The organism is Psychrobacter sp. GW64-MNA-CIBAN-0177, assembly GCF_040309585.1.
In the GTDB taxonomy this organism is placed as follows: domain Bacteria; phylum Pseudomonadota; class Gammaproteobacteria; order Pseudomonadales; family Moraxellaceae; genus Psychrobacter; species Psychrobacter okhotskensis.
The window spans coordinates 19035-39686 of sequence record NZ_JBEOOY010000001.1 but is presented as its reverse complement, the minus strand read 5'-3'; the positions used below and the strand labels follow the sequence as shown (position 1 = coordinate 39686).

Here is a 20652-nt window from a genome sequence, read left to right as displayed (position 1 = left end):
AATAATTGAGAAAATGTAACAAAAAATTTTTAAGGTTAAGTTGCCGTAACAAACAACCCTTTTACAAAGCTTTTTTTATGCTTTACTAGCATTCGACAAACAGTTGTTCTTTACTTCATTGTTATCTTGAGAAGTAAGGAGTTATTGTATAATGTCTTTATGCTATTTTTTTAATGCATCATAAGTTCAATTGAAAATTTTTTTAACGAAAGGAGTCGTTTATGAATCGTACTATATCGAGTTTACTTACCTTTACCGCTGGTGCTCTGCTATCTACCTCTGTTTTTGCTGCCTCTTTAAATGGCTCGCAATGGCAAACCATTGATGACAAAACGGGTGAAAAAAAGGCCATCATTCAGCTGAGTGAGAGCAATGGCAAGGTGTCAGGAAAAATAATCAAAGTACTCAACAAAGAAAATGCTAAAGCCGTTTGTACTAAGTGCCCTGGCAGCCTTAAAAATCAACCTGTTGAAGGTTTGCAAATTTTATCAGGCCTAAAAGCCGATGGTAATAATAAATGGAGCGATGGCAAGTTAGTAGATCCTGAATCTGGCAAAACGTATTCTGGCAAACTTACGTTAAGTGACAACGGTCAAAGTCTAGACCTGCGAGGCTATGTTGGCTCGCCACTCTTTGGTCGTTCGCAGACATGGAAACGCATCAAGTAAAGGTTAGGCTATCGATCAGCTAAACCATTTAGCAAGACTATAATTCAGAAAGCTGTAATTTCAGAAAGCTGTAATTTCAGAAATAGTCTCGTTGAGTATAAATTTAACAACAAAGGATGGCCGATCAAATTGGCTATCCTTTTTTATGTCTGTATCTTTAACAAGTTGCTATTACTATTCACGACATTTACTACTGCACGACATTTACGGCTAACGACATCACATAAGTGGCGCGATGGTTTGCGAGACTTTGTCTTCTGTATGTTGGCTATTATCACTATCGCTTGGTCTAGGAATAATCGTCAGCTTAGCGTCAGATTCAAAAACGATGGCCTCTACATCATCGAAATTATTAATGCCTTCAGAACGCATAGCACACTCGATTTCTTGACGCGTCAGGCGCTCAGCATTCATAGCATCTGGCAAAAACTGCCCTTGATAAAAAACGATGCGCGGCTCTGACAAAATAAAACTGCTAAATTGCGGTGAAATAGAGGCATATTTGGTGACCAAAAACTGTAATAGGTATAGAACCAAAATAGAAGCCATGCCTTCGATAAGGGGGATTTCTTTGAGCAATATGGTACTGGCACCCAATGAGCCAATCATCACGGTAACGACCCAATCAAAGTTATTGAGCTGAGAAGTGGAGCGCTTACCAGAGATTTTGGTGGTCAGCACGATTAGGATGTACACCATCACAGTGGTCAAAACGATGCGTCCAAGCTTGTCTATGTTGTCAAAAAATAGCATGTCCATAGTGTCAACTCCTATCAATAATACAAAGTAGTTCAATGTTAAAGGCTAGGGCGTGTCTTCAATCTGAAGGTTACGCTAGCTAAAACTAGCGTAACGGAATTCACACCCTAATAGTGAAAAAACTTTGTAGTACGTTGTAGAGAGTCAGGCGTGTTCAAATTCAAAGGGTTTTGCGTTTGGGATCAAGCAGACGATTCAGCGCCCAAATACTGATACGCGCACTGATAAAAGTCAGTACCAGTATCATGACTAAAGCAGAAACTAGCGGTAGAGGTTGCTGCATAGCCATCTCGACCAAGACTTCACGGTTCACCGCGTCGAATAAAAAGAACCATATGCCTAAGAAATAAATAGCAGTCAATAACCAGACCACCGCAACCCCGCTTAACGTCAAGCGATTGATTTCACTTTTATTCAGGGCGCGCTGTTGATGTTTAATAAATTTACTGACCGCAATATAAGCGCCAATAATGATAGAGAGTACGGTGACCAATTGCGAGTTTAGGGCAAGTTTGGTCTGAATCATCATAAATATCGCACTGGTAAGAATATAACCTACCGTAAAAAAACCAACATATTGTGTCAGTTTAGGCGACGTTAATTTGCTGCTTTGTGGCGACCCAGTGTGTGCAGATTGAGTAGTAGACTTGCTGAGTGGCGTGGTCTTACGTGACATAAGCTGACCTTTATAAAGGTAAAACACTGACTATCGATAACAGTGCAAAATAAGGCAATAAAAATGTGCGATAAATCAATAGAGAAGGTTGAGCGCTATTTGTTAGAGCTATTTATTCATATTACTTGATAAAGACCAATCATTGCTGAGCGGTCCAGTCGAGCATTGCATCCAATACCGGTCTGGCGGTAGTAGCATTTAACGCCTGTTCGGTATTGATAAGGCCAACGACGACATAATCCTGCCCAGACAAGCCTTTGACATATCCTGCCATCGATGTGACGTTATTTAAAGTGCCAGTTTTTATCCACGCGCGACCGATAGCGTCCGACTCAGGCAAGCGCTCGCCATGAGCGGCAATGGTGCCACTGACCCCAGCGACGCCTAACGAATTGACATAAGCATCGAAACTAGGATGGCTATAAGCATAGGTTAACAACTCGCTTAAATTAGCGGCCGTGATGGTACAGTCGCGGCAGAGTCCTGAGCCATTGGTCAGATAGGGTGGCGGGGTGTTCAGATGACTCTCCCACCACTGATTTATCGTTTGTAATGCCGCAGGATAGTCCGTAGCAGCAGGTTTGCCAAACTGATATAAGCTGCTTGTCTGCTTGCTCATGGTTTTATTATCTACGGCGTTAGCATTGCTCGATGTATTATTATTTCCGCTAGTTATATTGGATTCTATATTACTTTTAATATTAACGGCTTTAACGCTATCTGCTTTGGTTGTACTGTTACCTATAGCAGATTGACCATAAGCACCAATCGATAGTGCGACTTGCTCGGTCATGACATTGTTAGAAAAATGATTAATATCATAAATCTGCTGGGTTAAGGTTAACGAGGGGTAACTGACCAGCGGCAAGGGTGCCATCGATAACGCTGCCAGACCCTGCGTCGACTTGCTATTTTTTGCGGTCTGATAAGGCGTTTCTTGTGAGATGACCTTGCCACTTAGGGTGTTTCCCAGTGCTTGCCATTTGGCCGCGATGACCCGTGCCGCAAAGTCTTTGGCGTCAGGATAGGCGACATAAAAAACATGCTCGCCGCAGCTGTCTGGTAGGTTATTATTTAACGCCAGCTGTTCTGATTGCCACTGCGGTGCTAGGCTATAACGGGCTTGGCCACAGGAGGCTGTGCGCGTGTTGATCGTAGTTGGCAGCTGATAATCGGCCAATTTTGGTGTGTAGTCGAGGCTTGCTTGCCCATTATCTAACGGGTAGCTCTTGATACCTATCGTACTAAAATTCACCAAAAAACCATCAGGGCTGGCGTTATAAGGACGTAGGGGCGCGTTATCAAAGGCTGCCGGATCCTTACTCACATGATTAAAGACCGCACTATCAATAATAATATCACCGTCGATATGGCGAATACCCGCTGCTTGTACGCGATAGAGTAGCTGCTGTAAGCGCTCATGGGTCATCTTTGGGTCGCCACTTCCTTGAATGATTAAGTCCCCATGCAAACGGTCGCCGATGATAATGCCGCTATGATACACGCGTGTATGCCAGACAAAATCAGCACCAAGTGTGTCCAAGGCAATAAAACTGGGAACGAGCTTCATTGTGCTGGCAGGTGTGCGAGGAATGTCGGCTTGATGGTTGATCAACGGTGAAAATGAAATCTTGATAGAGGTGTTTTTTGTAGACCCAGTATTTGTAGGCGCAGCGTTTATGGCAACGTCGCTACCTTCATTGCTACTACCATTATTGAGAGATGTTGAGGTATCATCCGGCAGTATCGATGGCGCACTCTCTAAACTTTGATAAGTATAAGGATCATCGGTATAAGCGTGTAGCTGTTGCTCATGCTTTTGGATCGTCTGCTTCTCGATCGTTAGCAATGGACTCTGATAGACGGTTGTGTTTTGCTTGTTAATATGATCATCACTATGCTTGTCACTATTAGTGATTTTGCTGCTATTGATAACCTGAATGGGCACGGGTAAGCGACTGGCATTTTTATCACCCACTGGGGTGATGACCATACTGATATCCGCTGAGGTTAAATCGGCTCGCGCTAGCGCGGCTTGAATGGCTGCTGGTAGAGCCGCTTGTGCATAGAGCGGCGATGCCATAATCGCTGCAAACAAAGCAAGCGTTGATAAGCGTTTGCTAGATGGCATAAACGGTCGTGGATATGTATTAGTAGATTGATGTTTGGTGCTAATAGTAGGGTCATTAGAGGGTTTGGAAGTGAGTGGCATGAGCAGTCTGTCATCAGGTGAAAAATCAGACTATGGTAACATGAGTTGCTGTTTTCGCGTAGCTGTAGCGAGCCCCTCTCAACATCAACAGGCTCTAACGTACATGTAAAAATGCCATTGCTGTCATGATAGCATCGTTATACGCATCGTGGCTTCCCAATTTGGGAATCTGATAATGCGCTAAGATATTGCCCAGCTGTTGTGACTGATTGGGGATACCCTGCGTGCGATCGCCCATACGCCGACTGTATAAATGCCGCACATCAATGACTTCGTTCGGTAATGTCGTGCCCATATAGCGTTTCACCAAGGGATTCAAAAACCCCGTATCTATTTGTGGGCAGAACCCCACTATCGGTCGATTATTAATAAAGGGTAGCAGTAATGCCAACATCTCATCATAGCTCATGCCATGCTCGACATCAGCGGTACGCAGACCATGAATCACGATAGTATCGCGGTCAGGCATCACTGGCGGTCTGCAAACCAGATGCATGCCATTACCAGTATCGATAGTATTGCCATTGATATGAATCGCAGCTATAGACAGTAAGTGGTGCTTTTTTGGATTGAGTCCAGTCATCTCACAATCAATCGCTACCCACTGCTCAGGTGCTGATGGAGCAAACATCGTTGCTAGCTCTGGACGCTGTAGATGCTTCTTTTGCCACTCGCATGATAACTGTCGAAACCAACCCATATTCGTCGATCGTCCATTCAAGAAATTTCTAGTTGATAGTGCTGTCTGAGCTGCGCCTTAAAGCTTTTGACCACCGCCAGACACTCTTTTAATAGATCGCGCTCGAGCGCTGATAACGTCGTCGGATTGACCTGCCGTGCATGTTTGTCATCGGTAGAGAGCGCCACGGATAAACGCTGCGCCATAAAAAACTCTAACGCCTCTAATAAAGTGTCGGCACGTTCTTGGGTTAAGGCATGACTGCTTACCAAGGCCTTTAGACGACCTTTAGTGCTAGGCACGTGTAAGACATCATTCTCTAATGCCAAAGTGCGAATACCATGAACCAGCGGAAAGATACCGGCTTTTTTTAAGTCAATATCTTGTGCATTGGGCTTACCGCCTAGCAGGGGCACGAACTTTTGCCACCACTGATTGACATCACCAAACTGTAAGGCGGCACGGGCGAACTGACGGACGAACATTGGATCAGATTGCCTATGCGCTGTTTTTAGATGGTCGCGTATTTCAGTGAGTAGCGACTCATCGCCGCAGACATATTCGCCGTCCAGTATGGCGGACAAATAAATACTGTGCATCGGATCGCTGTTTTTAAACCACAAACTGAGGTTTGCTTTGAACTGTTTTAACGGCTGGCGCCACATCGGATTGGTCATCATGATATTGCCATCACATAACGGATAACCAAGGTTTGCCAAGTGGTTGTTAAAGGTATCAGCGAACTGCGCCAAGTCAGGATGGGTAAAGCCATCACGGATAATTAAGGCATTATCTTGGTCAGTACGCATGATTTGCTCGCCGCGACCCTCTGACCCCATGACGATTAGGCAAGTATTTTCCACAATGTCTTCAGGAACGATAAGTCGCCAGAGTTTGGTGAAAACTTGGGCATTGAGCGTCTGTACCATGCGGCTAATATTGCCAATTTTGACACCGTTTTGATGTTGCGCACGGATATAGCGACCGATGAGCTCGACTGCCGTATCTAGGCTCGGCAAGTCTTTTGCTTGCCCGATTTGAATACTAATGAGCTGCGAATGATGCCCGATATGGGCGAGCATATCGCTTTGTCCCAGTACGCCTGCGACGTCTCCATTGCTGTCAATCACCGGAAGCCTATGAATGCGGTAGCGGGTCATGGTCAATAGCGCATCACCAATCTCGTCATCAGCCTTGATGGTACGCAGATTGAAGTTGGCATAACGCTGGCAAAGGGTAGTGGCAGGGTCTTGCTGTTCGCTCACGGCACGGCAAATATCGCTATCGGTCAAGATGCCGAGCAGATGACCGGTGCCATGTGATGTTTCTTTTATATTTTCTAAATGATTTAAGGGTCTTATCAGTACATGTTTTAGCCCCGCTTTGGTCATAGTATGAGCGGCTTCGTATAAGCTATTATTGGCATCGACAATGTGTACCGGCAATAGATTGACATCAATCACTGGCTGCAGCATGATTTGCTGTACTTCTTGCTGATCATTATAGCTATCAATATCTAAGCCTTGACTACTACGACGCTGTTGTAAGGCTTTTAACCGTTCAGGCAATTTGTCTGACAATAACTGGCGTACCAAATGGTTTTGCGCACTGATTTTGTCCACGGCCGTACCATCAACTTGTAGCAGTAGAGTGTCTTCAGCCGCACGGAACTGGTAGGGTGAGGGGTTGGTAGTATTTATGTCTGAGTCTGCTACCGATGTTTTCTCTGTTAGCGATTTGGGCAGACGCCGACTATCGAACCAGTCGTTGCTATTCAAGTGGTCAGAGTGATTGCTACCCAAGTAGGAAGCGACAAATTCACCATCAAGCAGTTGCTCAATTTGCCCTTTGATGACCACATAAAGATACTGCATGTCTTCAGTAGCCAAGCTTTCATTTTTGGCAAGATAGCGAATTTGGGTGTGCTTTCTGATACTTTGCCGTTCAGATAAACGAAAAACATCAAACGGTGGCTGGGTAAAATCAAGATGGGGCATGGCATCATCCTTGATGGCATATTCAATAGTAGACGCTTTACTATAGCACTATTAAAGCAAAAAACCTCCAATAACCATATTATTATTGTGGTTATTGGAGGTTGCTATGTAGAGGTGGATATATTTTTTAGAACTTACTGCTTTAAGGACTACTGCCGTTAAAGGTGAATGCTGTTAAAGCGACTGTTATGCGCCAAGCAACTGACGAATACGACTGATGGCCTCACGGCTCTCTTCGACACTGGCAACCAGTGCAATACGCACATAACCTTGACCGGGGTTGTTGCCATTGACCTCACGTGACAAATAGCGCCCAGCTAAGGCGTGGATATTGGTCTGCTCGTACAAGGCTTTCACAAATGCCTCGTCATCGCCCGCGAACTGCTCGGGGACTTTGACCCAAAAGTAAAATCCCGCTTCTGGCATCCGCAGTGCTAACAGTTCACCAAGCTCAGCCATCCACAGCGCGAATTTTTCTTGGTACAGCGCGCGATTGTGCTCGACATGTTTCTCATCTTGCCACGCTGCGATAGACGCCAGCTGATGAGGGATGGGCATCGCGCAGCCCTGATAGGTGCGATATTGCAAATAAGCCTGCAAAATCTCTGCATCACCAGCGACAAAGCCCGAACGCAGACCGGGTAAGTTGGAGCGTTTTGATAATGAATGAAACACCACACAGTTTTTAAAGTTATGACGACCCAAGGCTGCACAAGCTTGCAGGAGTCCAATCGGCGCGGTATCAAAATATAGCTCGCTATAACATTCGTCACTGGCAATGATAAAGTCATATTGGTCTGACAGGCGAATGAGATACTCCCAATCATCCATCGTCATGACCGAACCTGTTGGATTGTTCGGACTACACACGAATAACAGCTGTGTTTGCATCCATACTTCTTTCGGTACAGCGCGATAATTGCCTTTAAAATCATTGTCTAGCGTGCAAGGCACAAAGTAAGGCGTTGCTTGCGCCAGTATCGCAGCACCTTCGTATATCTGATAAAACGGATTGGGCATGACCACAGTAGGCGATGAGCCAGTCGATGAGCTAGGCAACTGGTGGTTTTCTATGCTATCTGTTGTCTTAGCCTTATGATCAACAACCGCTTGCACAAAACTAAAAATCGCCTCACGCGTGCCCATGACGGGCAATACTTGCGTTTTGGCATCGACGTGATTTAAAAAAAAGCGCCTCTCAAGCCAGTGAGCAATGGTTTGGCGTAGCTCAAAGAGGCCATTAGTGTTTGGATAACGGCTTATTTTGTCCAAGTTTTCACGTAGGACGTCCAGCACAAATTCAGGTGGCTCATGTTTCGGCTCACCAATACCGAGCTTGATTTCACTGTGGTTATGGGCTGGCGTACTATTAGCAAGTAAAGTTGCCATCTTAGCGAAGGGATAAGGATGCAGAGCGTTCAAGTTGTGATTCATAAGTAGGGTAACTATAATAGACAATTAATAATAAAGTTATAAAGAAAATTTACATTCGAGCAGTGTAGCACTTCCCTTATTTTTTGTCTTTTTCTTATCGCTGCTAATTTATCGTCTCTTAAATAAATGCTAATTAGAAATTATTCATTGATTGAAGCGACAGGCAAACCTAAGAGGATTGCAGGCATTATCATAAGCTTGGTGCTTTATAGCTGCTTGGTGCTTTACAGCTGATAGCATCTGCAAAAATTTGATGAGCAAGGAAGGCGAGTGCCAGTACTACACTTCATAAATTAAGCGAGCTCGATAACGCTAATCACATTTTTGGGATTGGCATGATAATAATATAAAAATAACTGTCAGTGTTAACGACAGATTATGCTGAGGATAATTTGATATGGCTAGTGTCTCAAAGACTGATGATCTCAATGCCAAAGATATCAATAATAAAAACTTTGATAATAGTACGCCGCGCGCAGAGTTGTATAGGCAATTAAAGCAGCGTGAGCATCATTGGTGGCAGGCGCGTCAGCATCTGATTCGCCTAAAAGAGCGCCAAATGTTTTGGTTCGGCGATAACAGCTTTATGATGTGGCTGCTATGGCAACTGGTCAGCTATGTGGTCGTAGCGATGGTACTGATGTCGCTCAGCAAGCTATTAAATATCTCGCTGCCGCTATGGCAGTATGTGGCTTTATTTGTGCTACAAACGCTGATTTTTATCGTTATGCTGGCTTTTAAAGGTCGATTGGCCAATAACTTGCAACGCCGAATCAATAAACAAGAGCTACTGCGCGAAGAGGCGCTGAATGAGATGACTATCTTAGCCGCTGACAGTCTGTATCTCGATGTGCATGCAAAAGCACCTATCTCTTTAAAAGCACTCTATGAGCATTACGATGCCCAGTTTCATCTCTCAAGCTTGCAATGCTTGCTCAAAAAGGAGGTTGATGCGGGACGATTACTCTTGGGGGAGCAGCAGCTAGAGGCAAATATATTGCCACCAGATTTGGCTGATGATGAGCTCAACGAGCATGCTAGCGAGATGATATATAAAAGCATCATATAATCAATTCTATAGTTGAATACTATCAAACCAATACCGTACTGCTGGGATAAATTTTGCGCAGCCTCTGTCAGCGTAGACACAGCACGCAAGTAAAATTTGCACCAGTAACACTGATAACATTAGCATATCGATTTTATGTCGAATTGACTATATATAAATTCGCTACATCGTTATCCTCGCTAAGCATGCTAATGCATCGCTTGCACTCGGTTTCCTTGTATCAAAGTTACTTGAATTCAATTATACAAAACCAAAAATGGATTAATGACTTGGTGCTAAAAAGTCTAAACTTATCCAGCACCAATCCACTTTTCACCTTAAAAAATTTTTCACCTCAGAACTTCAATCCCAATCAATCAACGACACTTGTCCAATTCATGGATCGTTCATATTTTTAACTCTCTATACCATCTTAATCTTCAGTACCGTTTAACTTTCAACATTGTCGCTACGTAAGCTAAGACTCGTTATCAGTGCCGTTTTTAAGGTTTCGAGCTTATCGGCTGATAAGGGTTCGTCATTTCGGTCACTTATATAAAACATATCCTCTGCACGTTCGCCCAAAGTGGTAATACGGGCTGCATGCACCTCAATTTGTTGCTGCAAAAATATCTGACCGACTCGTGCTAATAGTCCTGGCTGATCGAGGGTTTCTAAGCTCATAATGTGCTGATCTGAAGCTTCATTAAACTCAAAATTAATCGTCGTCGCCACTTCAAAGTGCTTGAGCTGGCGCGGGATACGTTTGTGCGTCAATTTTGGCACTGTCGGGTTTTTGAAGGCATCGATCAGTCGCTGTTTAAGCTCTTGTTGGCTGTCTTCATCAACCAGTAGCGTGCCACTACGATCCAGCAGCACATAGGAATCCAAGGCAAAGTCACGGGTGGCAGTAATGATTCTTGCATCCAATACGTCTAGATTCATCTGATCAAAGACTGCCATGGTAACTGCAAACAAGTTGACCTGATCTTGGGTATAGACAAAAACCTGTACCGCATCCAGTGCCAGTTCACGATGTTCACGCAAAACCACCATTGGCGGACTATCCGCATTAGAAGCAAGCCCAATCGGTGGATGGTTTAAGATGGCTTCGGTGTGCCACAAGATGTCTTCTGCAATCTCGCGCAAAAAGTATTCATCGCCCAAATCATCCCACAATCTAAGTACCTCATCGCGGTTCATATGTTGATTATCGACATTGTCTAACATGACCAATGCTTGCTTACGCGTGGCACTAATCATGTCTTGGCGATTGGTCGGTGCATCGATATCAGCACGCAAAATACGGCGCGTTTGCGAGTATAACTGTTTCATAAGGGTCGCCCGCCAGCTGTTCCATAACTGTGGATTGGTGGCATTCATATCGGCGACGGTCAGCACGTACAGATGATTGAGATGAGTGACGTTGCCCACTAAATCTGCAAAGAGTGTCACGACTTCTGGGTCTGAGATGTCTTTTTTCTGCGCAGTCATCGACATTAATAAGTGATAGCGGGTCAGCCAACCAACCAAATTGGCATCAGCGACACTCATGCCGTGTGCCAAGCAAAATTCAATCGATTCAGTCTCACCAAGCAAGCTATGATTGCCGCCGCGGCCTTTGGCAATGTCATGGAACATCGCTGCCAATACCAAAATCTCTTTGCGCTCAATACGCTGAAAGATAGCGCTGACCAGCGGGAAGTCTTCATAAAAACGCGAATCGGTGAAGCGGTGCAAGATACGAATTAAAAATAAGGTATGCGCATCAACGGTATAACGATGAAATAAATCGTATTGCATCAGGCCGGTGACTTGAGAAAAAGCAGGAATATAATTGCCCAAAACCCCATAACGATTCATGGTGCGCAGGCGATGAAACAAGTAATTCTGTTCTTTTAGATTGCCCAAAAACAGCGCTTGGTGGTTAGGGTTGTCACGGTAAGTCTGATCGATGCCACGCGCGGCGATTTTTAGCGCTCGCAAGGTATGGGTACGGACGTTTTTGATGCCATATTGACCCATGAGTAAAAACATCTCTAAAATCGACTCAGGATGTTGGGCAAAAACGCGATGATGCGCCATGGCAATTTGTTCGCCGACTTGGTTAAAGCGCGCGTTTATGGGTTGCTTTTTTGGACGCTCATCATCAGGCAGTTGCGGCTCGATGATGGTCTCATAATAGTGATTGGTCAGCATCTCAGACAGCGTCGATATCTGCATGGCACAGCGATAGTAATCGCGCATAAAACGCTCAACGGCGGCGTTAGGCTGATCGTCTGGCTGCGCTTCATAACCCATCAGTTGGGCGATATCACGCTGATAATCAAAAAGCAGCTTGTTTTCATTGCGCCCAGTCAATTCATGCAAATGATGACGTATTTGCCATAGATAGCCTTCGGCAAAGCTCAGCTCGTCAAACTCTTTTTCGGTCAAGAAGTTCTGCTGCACCAAGTCATAGAGCTTGCTCACTCGAAAGTAGCGCTTGGTCACCCAGCCGATGATATGAATATCACGTAGACCACCGGGGGCCGTTTTAATATTAGGCTCAAGGTTATATTCTGTGGCATTGTGCTGCAAATACCGCGCTTTGGCCTCTGCAATCTTTACCTCAAAAAATGCACGCGGCGACCACTGTTTGTTGACGATCTGAATAGGCACGTCTTGCAAAGCCTCATTACCAATGAGCAACCTTGCTTCGAGTAGTGCACTGGCAATGGTATGGTCAAGCGCTGCTTCCACGCCATCACTGACACTACGCACGGATAAGGCAGGCTCAAGTCCGATATCCCACAGTAACGCCACCAAGTTATCAATCTTGCTACTGGCATCAGGACCAATCTCATTGGGAGCCAATAATAGAATATCGATATCGGAATATAGGGACAGCTCGCCGCGCCCATAACCACCAGTGGCGAATAACGCCAAATCGGTCTTATCCAGCTCAAACCATTTAAACAGGGCGATAAGTAGACTGTCTATAGCACAGGCGCGTGCCGCCACCAGTTGACGAATATTGATACCACGCTCAAGCGCGCGGCTGATATCTTCATTTATTTGGGTTAACCATTCAGGAATGCCGAGTAGGCTTTTTTCCGGCGTTTTTGCAGGCGTCGTTGGCAACAGTGACGCCGTAGGTGAGGAAAAGGAAGGCAGCGGCGTCAGATCGATCGAGGCGGCATCACAAGTAAACATGAGTGTTATCCCGTTAACAATTTAAAAAGGTGGATCATTGAAGCCAATAACTTCTTGGAGTTATAAAACTGAAAAATCGATAAGCACAATACGACGGTATCGTTGTCGATTGAGTTAAGAACATGCTCTAATAATAGCGCAAAAAAAAGACCGCCTAGGCGATCTTTTTTTGTACTACTGAGTTAAAAAGCTTAAGTCTTCTTCGGGGCGCGTTGTAAACACCTCACAGCCGTTATCAGTCACGACCATGGTATGCTCCCATTGCGCCGACAGCTTGCGATCTTTGGTAATCGCTGTCCATTCGTCTGGCAAGATTTTGGTCTGCCACGTACCTTGGTTAATCATCGGCTCAATGGTAAAGGTCATGCCCGTTTTTAACTCAAAACCTGTGCCTTTTTTGCCGTAGTGCATGACTTGTGGCTCATGGTGGAATTCATCACTGATGCCATGACCGCAAAACTCACGGACGATACTAAAGCGCTCAGGCTCGACCACTGCTTGAATCGCTGCACCAACGTCGCCGAGACGCGCGCCGTTTTTGACCACACTCATGCCAGCATATAGCGCGTCTTGTGCGACTTTGCAGATACGCTGCGCCATGATAGAGCCGTTACCGACGATCCACATTTTTGAGGTGTCGCCGTAGTAGCCGTCTTTGATCACGGTCACATCAATATTGATGATATCACCATCTTTGAGTAGCTTGCTTTCGGTTGGGATGCCGTGACAGACCACGTGGTTTACTGAGGTACAAATCGATTTTGGAAAACCGTTGTAATTCAGCGGAGCAGGGATGGCTTTTTGCACATTAACGATATAGTCATGAGCGATTTGGTTGAGGGCTTCGGTACTGACGCCAACTTTGACATGCTCATCGAGCATGACAAGGACGTCGCTGGCAAGTTTGCCGGCCACACGCATTTTTTCTATGGCTTCTGGGGACTGGATAAGGGATTTTTTAGTCATCATTGTGGTACTTATAGTTATGGGTTTTATGTGGTCAATTATAGCATAAATCGACAACATGCTGTTTGAATGCAAGTCATTGACTATTTCAATCATAGTGATATTAAACGACTTTATATGCACATATATGACTATATAGTCATCAATATAGGACTATTAGCATAAAAATTCCATTGAATATTGCAAAACCGACTCTAGGTGCTCTGAGCACAGGTCTTCTGTTAATGACGATGCAAACTACTTCGGCGCAAGCGGCTGGACAGTATTATAACTGTGCCAATGCTACTGGATGTGAGCTAGTCAGTAGCAAACACTGGACGTCAAATCACACGGATACCAAGTACCCCGTTGTATTGGTGCATGGCGCTAATGGATTTAATAGGCTGTTTGGGGTACTCGACTACTTCTATGGTATTCCACAAGCTTTGATAAATGGTGGGTCGAATGTATTTGCAACTAAAACCTCTGCTATCCACAACAGTGAGTTTCGCGGTGAACAATTATTGCAACAAGTCAAAATTATCAGTGCCATCTCAGGCAGCCCTAAAGTCAATTTACTTGGTCACAGCCAAGGTGGTATCGACATTCGCTACGTTGCTGCAATGCCGACCAGCTATTGTGGTCAACCCGCTGATACTGAGGTTAATGGCATTAAGTATTACTCATTTAGTGGTGTTGGCCAGATAACCAATGGTCTTGATCCAAGTGATTATCTGTTAGCTACTACAGGACTTGCGTTTGCTGGCGAGCCAAATGATGGTTTAGTGTCTTCTTGTTCAAGTCGTCTTGGCTATGTCATCAGAGACAATTATAAAATGAATCATTTGGACTCTGTCAATCAAGTAGTAGGATTGACCGCTTGGGGGCAGCCTAATCCAAAGTCTCTTTATACTACTCAGGTTAATCGTCTCAAAAATGAAAGTCTGTAACACTATCAAAAGCTTGTTGGAATATAAAGCATTAACATGAATGACTATTAAAGCTATAAAAGCAATTATTTATTAATTAATGACTGAAAAGTCACTAAAAATCGCCCCGTATATTCTAAAAAACGATTGAATGTTACAGAAGATAGCAGTATAGTAATTTCACCTGCTAAAGGAATTAGCAGCAATCTTTACTGCTTTTTTGACGTAAAGATAACCAAAATTTAACGATAACAAGGACGTTGTTATGATTAAAAAATCCTCTCTTTCCTCAGCTATCACGCCCAGCGCATTCTTACCCTCACTTGGTGCTATCAGTGCCGGTTTGCTCTTAATGGCCCTCCAAACTACATCAGCCCAAGCTGCAGGACAATACTATAACTGTGCCAATGCTAATGGGTGCAAATTGGTTGATAGCAAGTATTTCACTTCTAGCTACACTAAAACTCAGTATCCGGTCGTCATGGCTCATGGGCTTGGCGGTTTCACTACGTTGTTTGGCGTCATTGATTACTTCAATGGTATTCCTGAAGATTTGATGAAAGGCGGCTCAGAGGTATATACCACCAAAACATCAGCGGTCAATAACAGTGAGATTCGTGGCGAGCAACTGTTACAACAAGTCAAAACCATCACCGCCATTTCAGGTAAACCTAAAGTCAATTTATTTGGGCATAGTCAAGGCGGTATCGACATTCGTTATGTTGCTGGCGTTGCGCCAAAGTATGTCGCTTCAGTAACGGCAGTTTCAAGCCCAGAGCAAGGATCAAAAACGGCAGATTTTATCAAAAACACCCTTGAGCCAAACAACAATACAGGCACTCCGTCAAACGTCACCACACAGTTAGTATCAGGAGTGTTCAATTTAATCGGTGGTTTTACAGATATCGGTTCAGGTATCAGCTTTAAAGAGATACAAGAGCAAGATGGCTGGAAAGCAGTTGTGGCTCTATCGACCGATGGTGCCGCTCGTTTCAATACCAAATTCCCTGCTGCCATGCCAACCAGTTATTGTGGCCAGCCGACCAGTACGGCTGTCAATGGCATCAAATATTACTCATTTAGTGGTGTTGGACAGATAACTAGCGTACTCGATCCTAGTGACTACCTATTAGCAGCAACGGGTGTGCCGTTTGCAGGAGATTCTAATGATGGCTTGGTATCTGCTTGCTCAAGTCGGCTTGGTTATGTGATTCGTGATAATTATCGAATGAATCATCTGGATTCAGCCAATCAATTGTTGGGCTTGACTGCATGGGGAGAGTCTGAGCCGAAATCTATTTATCGTACTCAGGTAAGTCGTTTGAAAAACGCTAATTTATAAATACATCGTAGGTATATTATTACTGTGAGTATGCATACCCTGTCATTAATTTTTATATAAAATCTTGCATAGATCAGCCCATATATAAACAGGGTCAACGCCGTTGGCCCTTCTGTCATATATTAGGGTCTGTTGAACATTCACAAGAAGGCACTGCTAATAACTAAAATGGTTCTAGTCTAGGTGAAAATCGCAGGTAATGCACATGCCTTGGCTAGATTTTTACAACGAATAGGGCGATTTTAGTATCAGCTCGTAGAGACAGGACTCTTTTTTGCCGCTTCTTTGCTAAAAATATCCGCTTAGAATGACTAAACTAGATATTTTTACCTTTGAATCGTCTAAAAAATAGTCTCTGTCAGTGCCACGGTCGAATGTTCAACAGACCCTAGTATGCTATACATATCTCAATTGATTTATTAACTAAGATATTTTTATTATGTCAAATAATCGTCGTTTACCTTATGTTCCCATCATTATTATCGCTGTCATCATCGCTATCACTGTAGCGGTTATCATGTGGTTTAAACCTGACCAAAACGCTGTTGCGTCTTCTGAGACCAACTCTGGACAAGTAAAAAATAATACCAATAACACAACGAGTGATAGTTCCGATTCCGATAGTGGCGCGGCGATTTTATCTGGTCAAAATAACACTCAGTTCACCACAGGGCTTGAGAACTTACCGCGTTCTTTACAAGGCACCGAAGTAGATGGTGAAATCATCATTGATGAAAATAAACAATTGATCGTTACCGAAGGTTTACGGCGCTTGTTTGATTATTTCTTGTCAGCGCTTGGTGAAGAAGAGGAAGCCGTTATCTATGCCCGCGTTGAGAGCTATATTCGCAGCCATACGCCAGAGCCTGCTGCCAGTCAAGCAGTCGCTATATTTGACCAATATATTGCCTATCTAAAAGCCATCCCTGAGATAGAAAAGCGTTATGGTAATCTGCAATTGCAGGCGACCAAAAGTGGCGAGTTGGATTTGAATGCGGTGACACAGCAAAAGCAAGACGTCAGTAAGCTACGTCAGCAGTATTTTTCCAAAGAAACCATCACCGCCTTCTTTGGTACAGAGGATGACTATGATGATTATAGTATGGAGATGGTCAGAATCAACCAAAATACCCAGTTGTCTGATGCGCAAAAAGAGGCGGCAAAACAAGACTATATTAGCCGCATGCCGGACAACACTACCAAGGCCAATATTGCACAACAAGCCAATCTAAATGAGCTAATGACTCGTACTGAGCAGATGAAAGCCAAAGGCGCAAGCCCCGAAGCACTATACAATATGCGTCGAGAGCTGGTCGGTGCGCCTGCAGCAGCGAGACTGGCACAAGTAGATCAAGAAGACGCCAATTTCGATCAGCGTTTTGATCAATACCAAACACAAAAGCAGCGCCTATTGAGCCGAAATGCGGACAAAGCGCAGGCACAAACCCAAATCAATCAGCTCGAGCAGCAGTTATTTAACGATACCGAGCGCAAGCGCTTGGCGGGTTATGCGGCGATGCAACAACAAAATGCTGCGGCTGCCCAATAATTCCTAATAATTAGATACGGGGCAAATGATTATTTGGCAGTGAGATGTTCGATAAATAACAGCTTGATCGATCATCGGTTGATAAGTCGATAAGTCGATAAGTCGATAAGTCGATAAGTCGATAAGTCGATAAGTTGATAAGTTGATAAGTTGATAAGTTGATAAGTTGATAAGCCAAAAGTAACAAGCAGACTCGCCATCACACAAAAGTGTTAGCAGCTTATGGCGCTGCTAACAAGACCTATTAGCAAATCACCTGTATAGTTGGCACAAACCACGTCTCAATCTATACCTAATCTATCATGACAGTCATATGGCAGTCATGCATAATAGCGCCCATGTGCTGCTCAATGAATAAAGTGCTGGTCAATGAATAAAATAATCAAACAGGCGCTATAAAGCTCCGCACATGTCTATAAAAATTTGCTTAAACCTTTTAGGAGATACTATGAAAAACATGACTAAAATAATGATGGCTGCGACACTTGCGGTAGGTACATTGGCTGCAGGTTGCCAAACTACCCCTAGTGTGACCGCGCCTGTGACTCAACCAATTACTGTTGATGCACTACAAGCATATAACTGGCAGCTTGTCGATGCCAAACGCAGCAATGGTGACAAAGTCAGCCAATTGTTTTTTGACCCAAGCAAACCATTAACGCTAAAATTCTTCAAAGACGGTACGAGCAACCGTGTCACCTTTGCTAATACTTGTAATAACATGGGCGCTAGTTATAGCGTCGTAAATGACAATGTGGTGTTAGGTAATGTAATGTCGACTATGATGGCATGCCCTGAGCCACAAGCAAGCTTCGATACAGCAACTATGGCGACGGTACAAGGCAAATACAGCATCAATAACAATGCGAATAACGTGCCTATCTTGACTATCCGTAATGCCAATCAAGTGGCGTACTTTAAAGCTGTCGCAAAATAATTTGCCAATTCAATGACGCAACTTAATCAGTAATTCCTGTCTTTGATATGCCTCACTATGTAGTGGGGCATTTTTTTATTCAAAATATGCTGCCGTTTGCGCTACACTAAGGTCATCAACTTTTGTAGTGATGGATTGTTGGGGTCGATTAATCCTCTTTGCTGTTATATAACCTTAGCTTTTACTCAAGCATATTTACCGCACCATTAAAACCCTATTGGACTTTATTTCATGTTAAAACCGATTGTTTTGAAACCGAATAGTAATGTACATTACCTAAATAAAATAATCGTCATAACGGCTATCACTTTTTTAACGGGGATGGTCCTAACAGGTTGTCAGACATTGCCGAACATGACCGCACCCAATGCTGCTGTTAATATAATGACGAACAATCCGCTGACAGCCCGCATGCCAGCAATAGATCGGCAAGGGTATATTGCTTATGTTGAGGAGCAAGGCTTTGGCGCTGCAAAGATATCGACACTCTATAGTATTCGCCCTGATGGTAGCGACCGCCAATTGATTGATCAGCTCAAGGGTTATATCTATGCGCCAGCATGGTCAGCAAATGGTCAAATGCTGGCCTATAGTAAACAAGCGCCGCGCCAGCATCCAAAGATTTATATCTATGACCGCAAAAGCAATACCCAAAATCTGGTGGTAAATGCTGAGGGCAGTAATTTGTCAGCATCATTTTCGCCTGATGGTCAAAAACTCCTCTACAGCTCAACCGTCGGCGGCAATGCCGATATCTATGAGATGCGCCTAAGCGACGGTAGTACCAAACAGCTAACCACCTTACCGAGTACGGAAGTGCAGCCAAGCTACGCCAGCGACGGGCAAAGCTTTGTTTATACCAGTGATAAGGTCCGCGCTGGTCGCCCCAGTATCTATCGCTATCGTTTTGCCACAGCCAATGCAAGCGTGATACCGACAGCGGGCTATGCAGCCAGTCCGCAACTGAGCTTAGATGGTCAACGCTTGGCCTACCTTAATGGTCGCAAGGCGGCGGTGATGACGCTGGCTACTGGGCAAGTTATCAATCTAGCCGAAACGGGTCTTGATGAACCCGCTCGTCTGTCACCTTCCGCGCAGTATGCCGTCTATCCCACCAAGCTTGCACAAGTGGGCAGTCAAAATGGCGGCAGCTTGGTCATTCATTCATTAACAGGTAATACAAGCTATGCCATTGGCAGTAAGACGGGAGGCGTCGTACGCTCACCCATTTGGGGACGGTAAGAGTAAAACCTATGTATTATGTAATGGAATGTATATATAATCACTGACAAAGAAACATAAGTTGATTGTATAGCCTGCATTTTAGAGGTGGCTTAGCCATCGCTTAAATTCATTAAAGCCAATGCGCTTATAGCCATATCGCCTGCCATTCAAAATAGAATAATCAAGCTATGGGTAAAAAATCTGGTATAAGCAAGCTGACAGAACGAATCTGAGTGGAGCAAAGTTGAGTAAATTGTAACCACATACTGCCAAATTGTATAACCGAGCCATTAATATGTTGGATTAAGCGAGTAATAGGAGAGAGCGGTTCATGCAAGAGTCTTTTTTAGTCTTTATCACTAAAATCAGTTTGTACCCCACGATTGTTTTTACGGGGCTTGTGATGTTCGTGACTCTATATTGGCTGGTGTCTTTACTTGGCATGGCGGATATGGATAGCGTGGATTTTGGTGAGGCAGATAGTGATGTCTCCCCCTTGTCATCGCCTGGCTTTTTTACCGGTCTCATGCTCAAATTTGGTCTTTATGGCGTGCCTTTAATTATCATACTAAGCTTGATTAGCTTAATCGGTTGGCTGCTAAGCTACCTATATACCAGCTTTTTACATCAATATTTTGACTCTGGTCTTTTGTATTACCTATTCGGTACAGGGGCGCTCATTTTTGTACTGGTCGTCTCCATGTGGTTGACGGGCATTATCATTTCACCCATTCGCAAAAATATCGCTAAAATTCCCAAACGGAATGCGTCTAGCAATATTGGCAAAATCGCCGTTGTGCGCACCCTGAGTGTGACCGACAAACATGGCGAAGCAGAATTAAACGATGGCGGCGCAGGATTGATACTTAAAATTCGCTCAGACACTAATGATGATTTGCTAAGACAAGGCGATAGAGTGGTATTGATAGAGTATTTAGACGAAGCCAATACCTATCGAGTCGCTTCTGTCAAAGATGAGTAACTGTCACCAATAATGTAATCGTGATGGCTATTAATAGTCGCTGTTAGCGTAGATTAGACGTGCAGAGTAAATAGAC

16 protein-coding genes are annotated in these 20652 nt (G+C 44.2%); 8 read left to right on the top strand and 8 right to left on the bottom strand.

Going from position 1 to position 20652, the window contains the following annotated elements:
- The first annotated feature begins 221 nt into the window (after window positions 1-221).
- Window positions 222-668, top strand: a complete 447-nt coding sequence (locus tag AAEY79_RS00135) for a DUF2147 domain-containing protein (RefSeq protein WP_025652119.1) — start codon at window positions 222-224, stop codon at window positions 666-668.
- Window positions 669-887: 219 nt separating this feature from the next.
- On the opposite strand, the gene AAEY79_RS00130 is transcribed toward AAEY79_RS00135, so the two are convergent.
- The 6 genes from AAEY79_RS00130 to dapC form a co-directional block, all read right to left on the bottom strand.
- The gene (locus AAEY79_RS00130) at window positions 888-1427 is read right to left on the bottom strand and encodes a DUF421 domain-containing protein (RefSeq protein ID WP_025652120.1); all 540 of its coding nucleotides are present in this window, start codon (window positions 1425-1427) and stop codon (window positions 888-890) included.
- 160 nt (window positions 1428-1587) lie between these two features.
- Complete coding sequence (locus AAEY79_RS00125; protein WP_025652121.1) at window positions 1588-2103, bottom strand: ABZJ_00895 family protein; 516 nt, start codon at window positions 2101-2103, stop codon at window positions 1588-1590.
- Window positions 2104-2242: 139 nt separating this feature from the next.
- Window positions 2243-4315 carry a D-alanyl-D-alanine carboxypeptidase/D-alanyl-D-alanine-endopeptidase gene (locus AAEY79_RS00120; RefSeq protein WP_201582345.1) on the bottom strand — a complete coding sequence of 691 codons (2073 nt, stop codon included), beginning with the start codon at window positions 4313-4315 and terminating at the stop codon, window positions 2243-2245.
- A 94-nt stretch (window positions 4316-4409) separates the two neighbouring features.
- Window positions 4410-5015 (bottom strand): 3'-5' exonuclease, encoded by a 606-nt coding sequence (locus AAEY79_RS00115; protein ID WP_352286715.1) that lies wholly within the window; start codon window positions 5013-5015, stop codon window positions 4410-4412.
- A gap of 17 nt (window positions 5016-5032) precedes the next feature.
- The gene (locus AAEY79_RS00110; RefSeq protein ID WP_352286712.1) at window positions 5033-6991 is read right to left on the bottom strand and encodes a DUF294 nucleotidyltransferase-like domain-containing protein; all 1959 of its coding nucleotides are present in this window, start codon (window positions 6989-6991) and stop codon (window positions 5033-5035) included.
- A 186-nt stretch (window positions 6992-7177) separates the two neighbouring features.
- Window positions 7178-8425: a succinyldiaminopimelate transaminase gene (gene dapC / locus AAEY79_RS00105; RefSeq protein WP_201633271.1), complete on the bottom strand. Its 1248-nt coding sequence runs from the start codon at window positions 8423-8425 to the stop codon at window positions 7178-7180.
- Window positions 8426-8822: 397 nt separating this feature from the next.
- On the opposite strand from dapC, the gene AAEY79_RS00100 reads away from it, so the two are divergent.
- On the top strand, window positions 8823-9494 hold the full coding sequence (locus tag AAEY79_RS00100) for a hypothetical protein (protein ID WP_201633266.1): 672 nt from the start codon (window positions 8823-8825) through the stop codon (window positions 9492-9494).
- A gap of 429 nt (window positions 9495-9923) precedes the next feature.
- Here the strand turns inward: AAEY79_RS00100 and glnD are convergent, their stop codons facing one another.
- Window positions 9924-12668, bottom strand: a complete 2745-nt coding sequence (glnD, locus tag AAEY79_RS00095) for a [protein-PII] uridylyltransferase (protein ID WP_352286707.1) — start codon at window positions 12666-12668, stop codon at window positions 9924-9926.
- 174 nt (window positions 12669-12842) lie between these two features.
- Window positions 12843-13634 carry a type I methionyl aminopeptidase gene (map, locus tag AAEY79_RS00090; protein ID WP_392397124.1) on the bottom strand — a complete coding sequence of 264 codons (792 nt, stop codon included), beginning with the start codon at window positions 13632-13634 and terminating at the stop codon, window positions 12843-12845.
- Between the two features lie 224 nt (window positions 13635-13858).
- On the opposite strand from map, the gene AAEY79_RS00085 reads away from it, so the two are divergent.
- The 6 genes from AAEY79_RS00085 to AAEY79_RS00060 all read left to right on the top strand — a co-directional run bounded on the left by AAEY79_RS00085 (window position 13859) and on the right by AAEY79_RS00060 (window position 20576).
- Window positions 13859-14563, top strand: coding sequence for a triacylglycerol lipase (locus AAEY79_RS00085; protein ID WP_025652128.1), 705 nt, complete (start codon window positions 13859-13861; stop codon window positions 14561-14563).
- A 244-nt stretch (window positions 14564-14807) separates the two neighbouring features.
- A complete protein-coding gene (locus AAEY79_RS00080; RefSeq protein ID WP_352286704.1) occupies window positions 14808-15884 on the top strand; it encodes a triacylglycerol lipase in 1077 nt (358 codons plus the stop codon).
- 439 nt (window positions 15885-16323) lie between these two features.
- Window positions 16324-17433 carry a lipase secretion chaperone gene (locus AAEY79_RS00075; protein ID WP_352286701.1) on the top strand — a complete coding sequence of 370 codons (1110 nt, stop codon included), beginning with the start codon at window positions 16324-16326 and terminating at the stop codon, window positions 17431-17433.
- A gap of 448 nt (window positions 17434-17881) precedes the next feature.
- On the top strand, window positions 17882-18370 hold the full coding sequence (locus AAEY79_RS00070; protein ID WP_101210903.1) for an META domain-containing protein: 489 nt from the start codon (window positions 17882-17884) through the stop codon (window positions 18368-18370).
- Window positions 18371-18601: 231 nt separating this feature from the next.
- Window positions 18602-19612: a PD40 domain-containing protein gene (locus AAEY79_RS00065; RefSeq protein WP_025652132.1), complete on the top strand. Its 1011-nt coding sequence runs from the start codon at window positions 18602-18604 to the stop codon at window positions 19610-19612.
- Between the two features lie 313 nt (window positions 19613-19925).
- Window positions 19926-20576 carry an OB-fold-containig protein gene (locus tag AAEY79_RS00060; RefSeq protein ID WP_025652133.1) on the top strand — a complete coding sequence of 217 codons (651 nt, stop codon included), beginning with the start codon at window positions 19926-19928 and terminating at the stop codon, window positions 20574-20576.
- Window positions 20577-20652 lie beyond the last annotated feature (76 nt).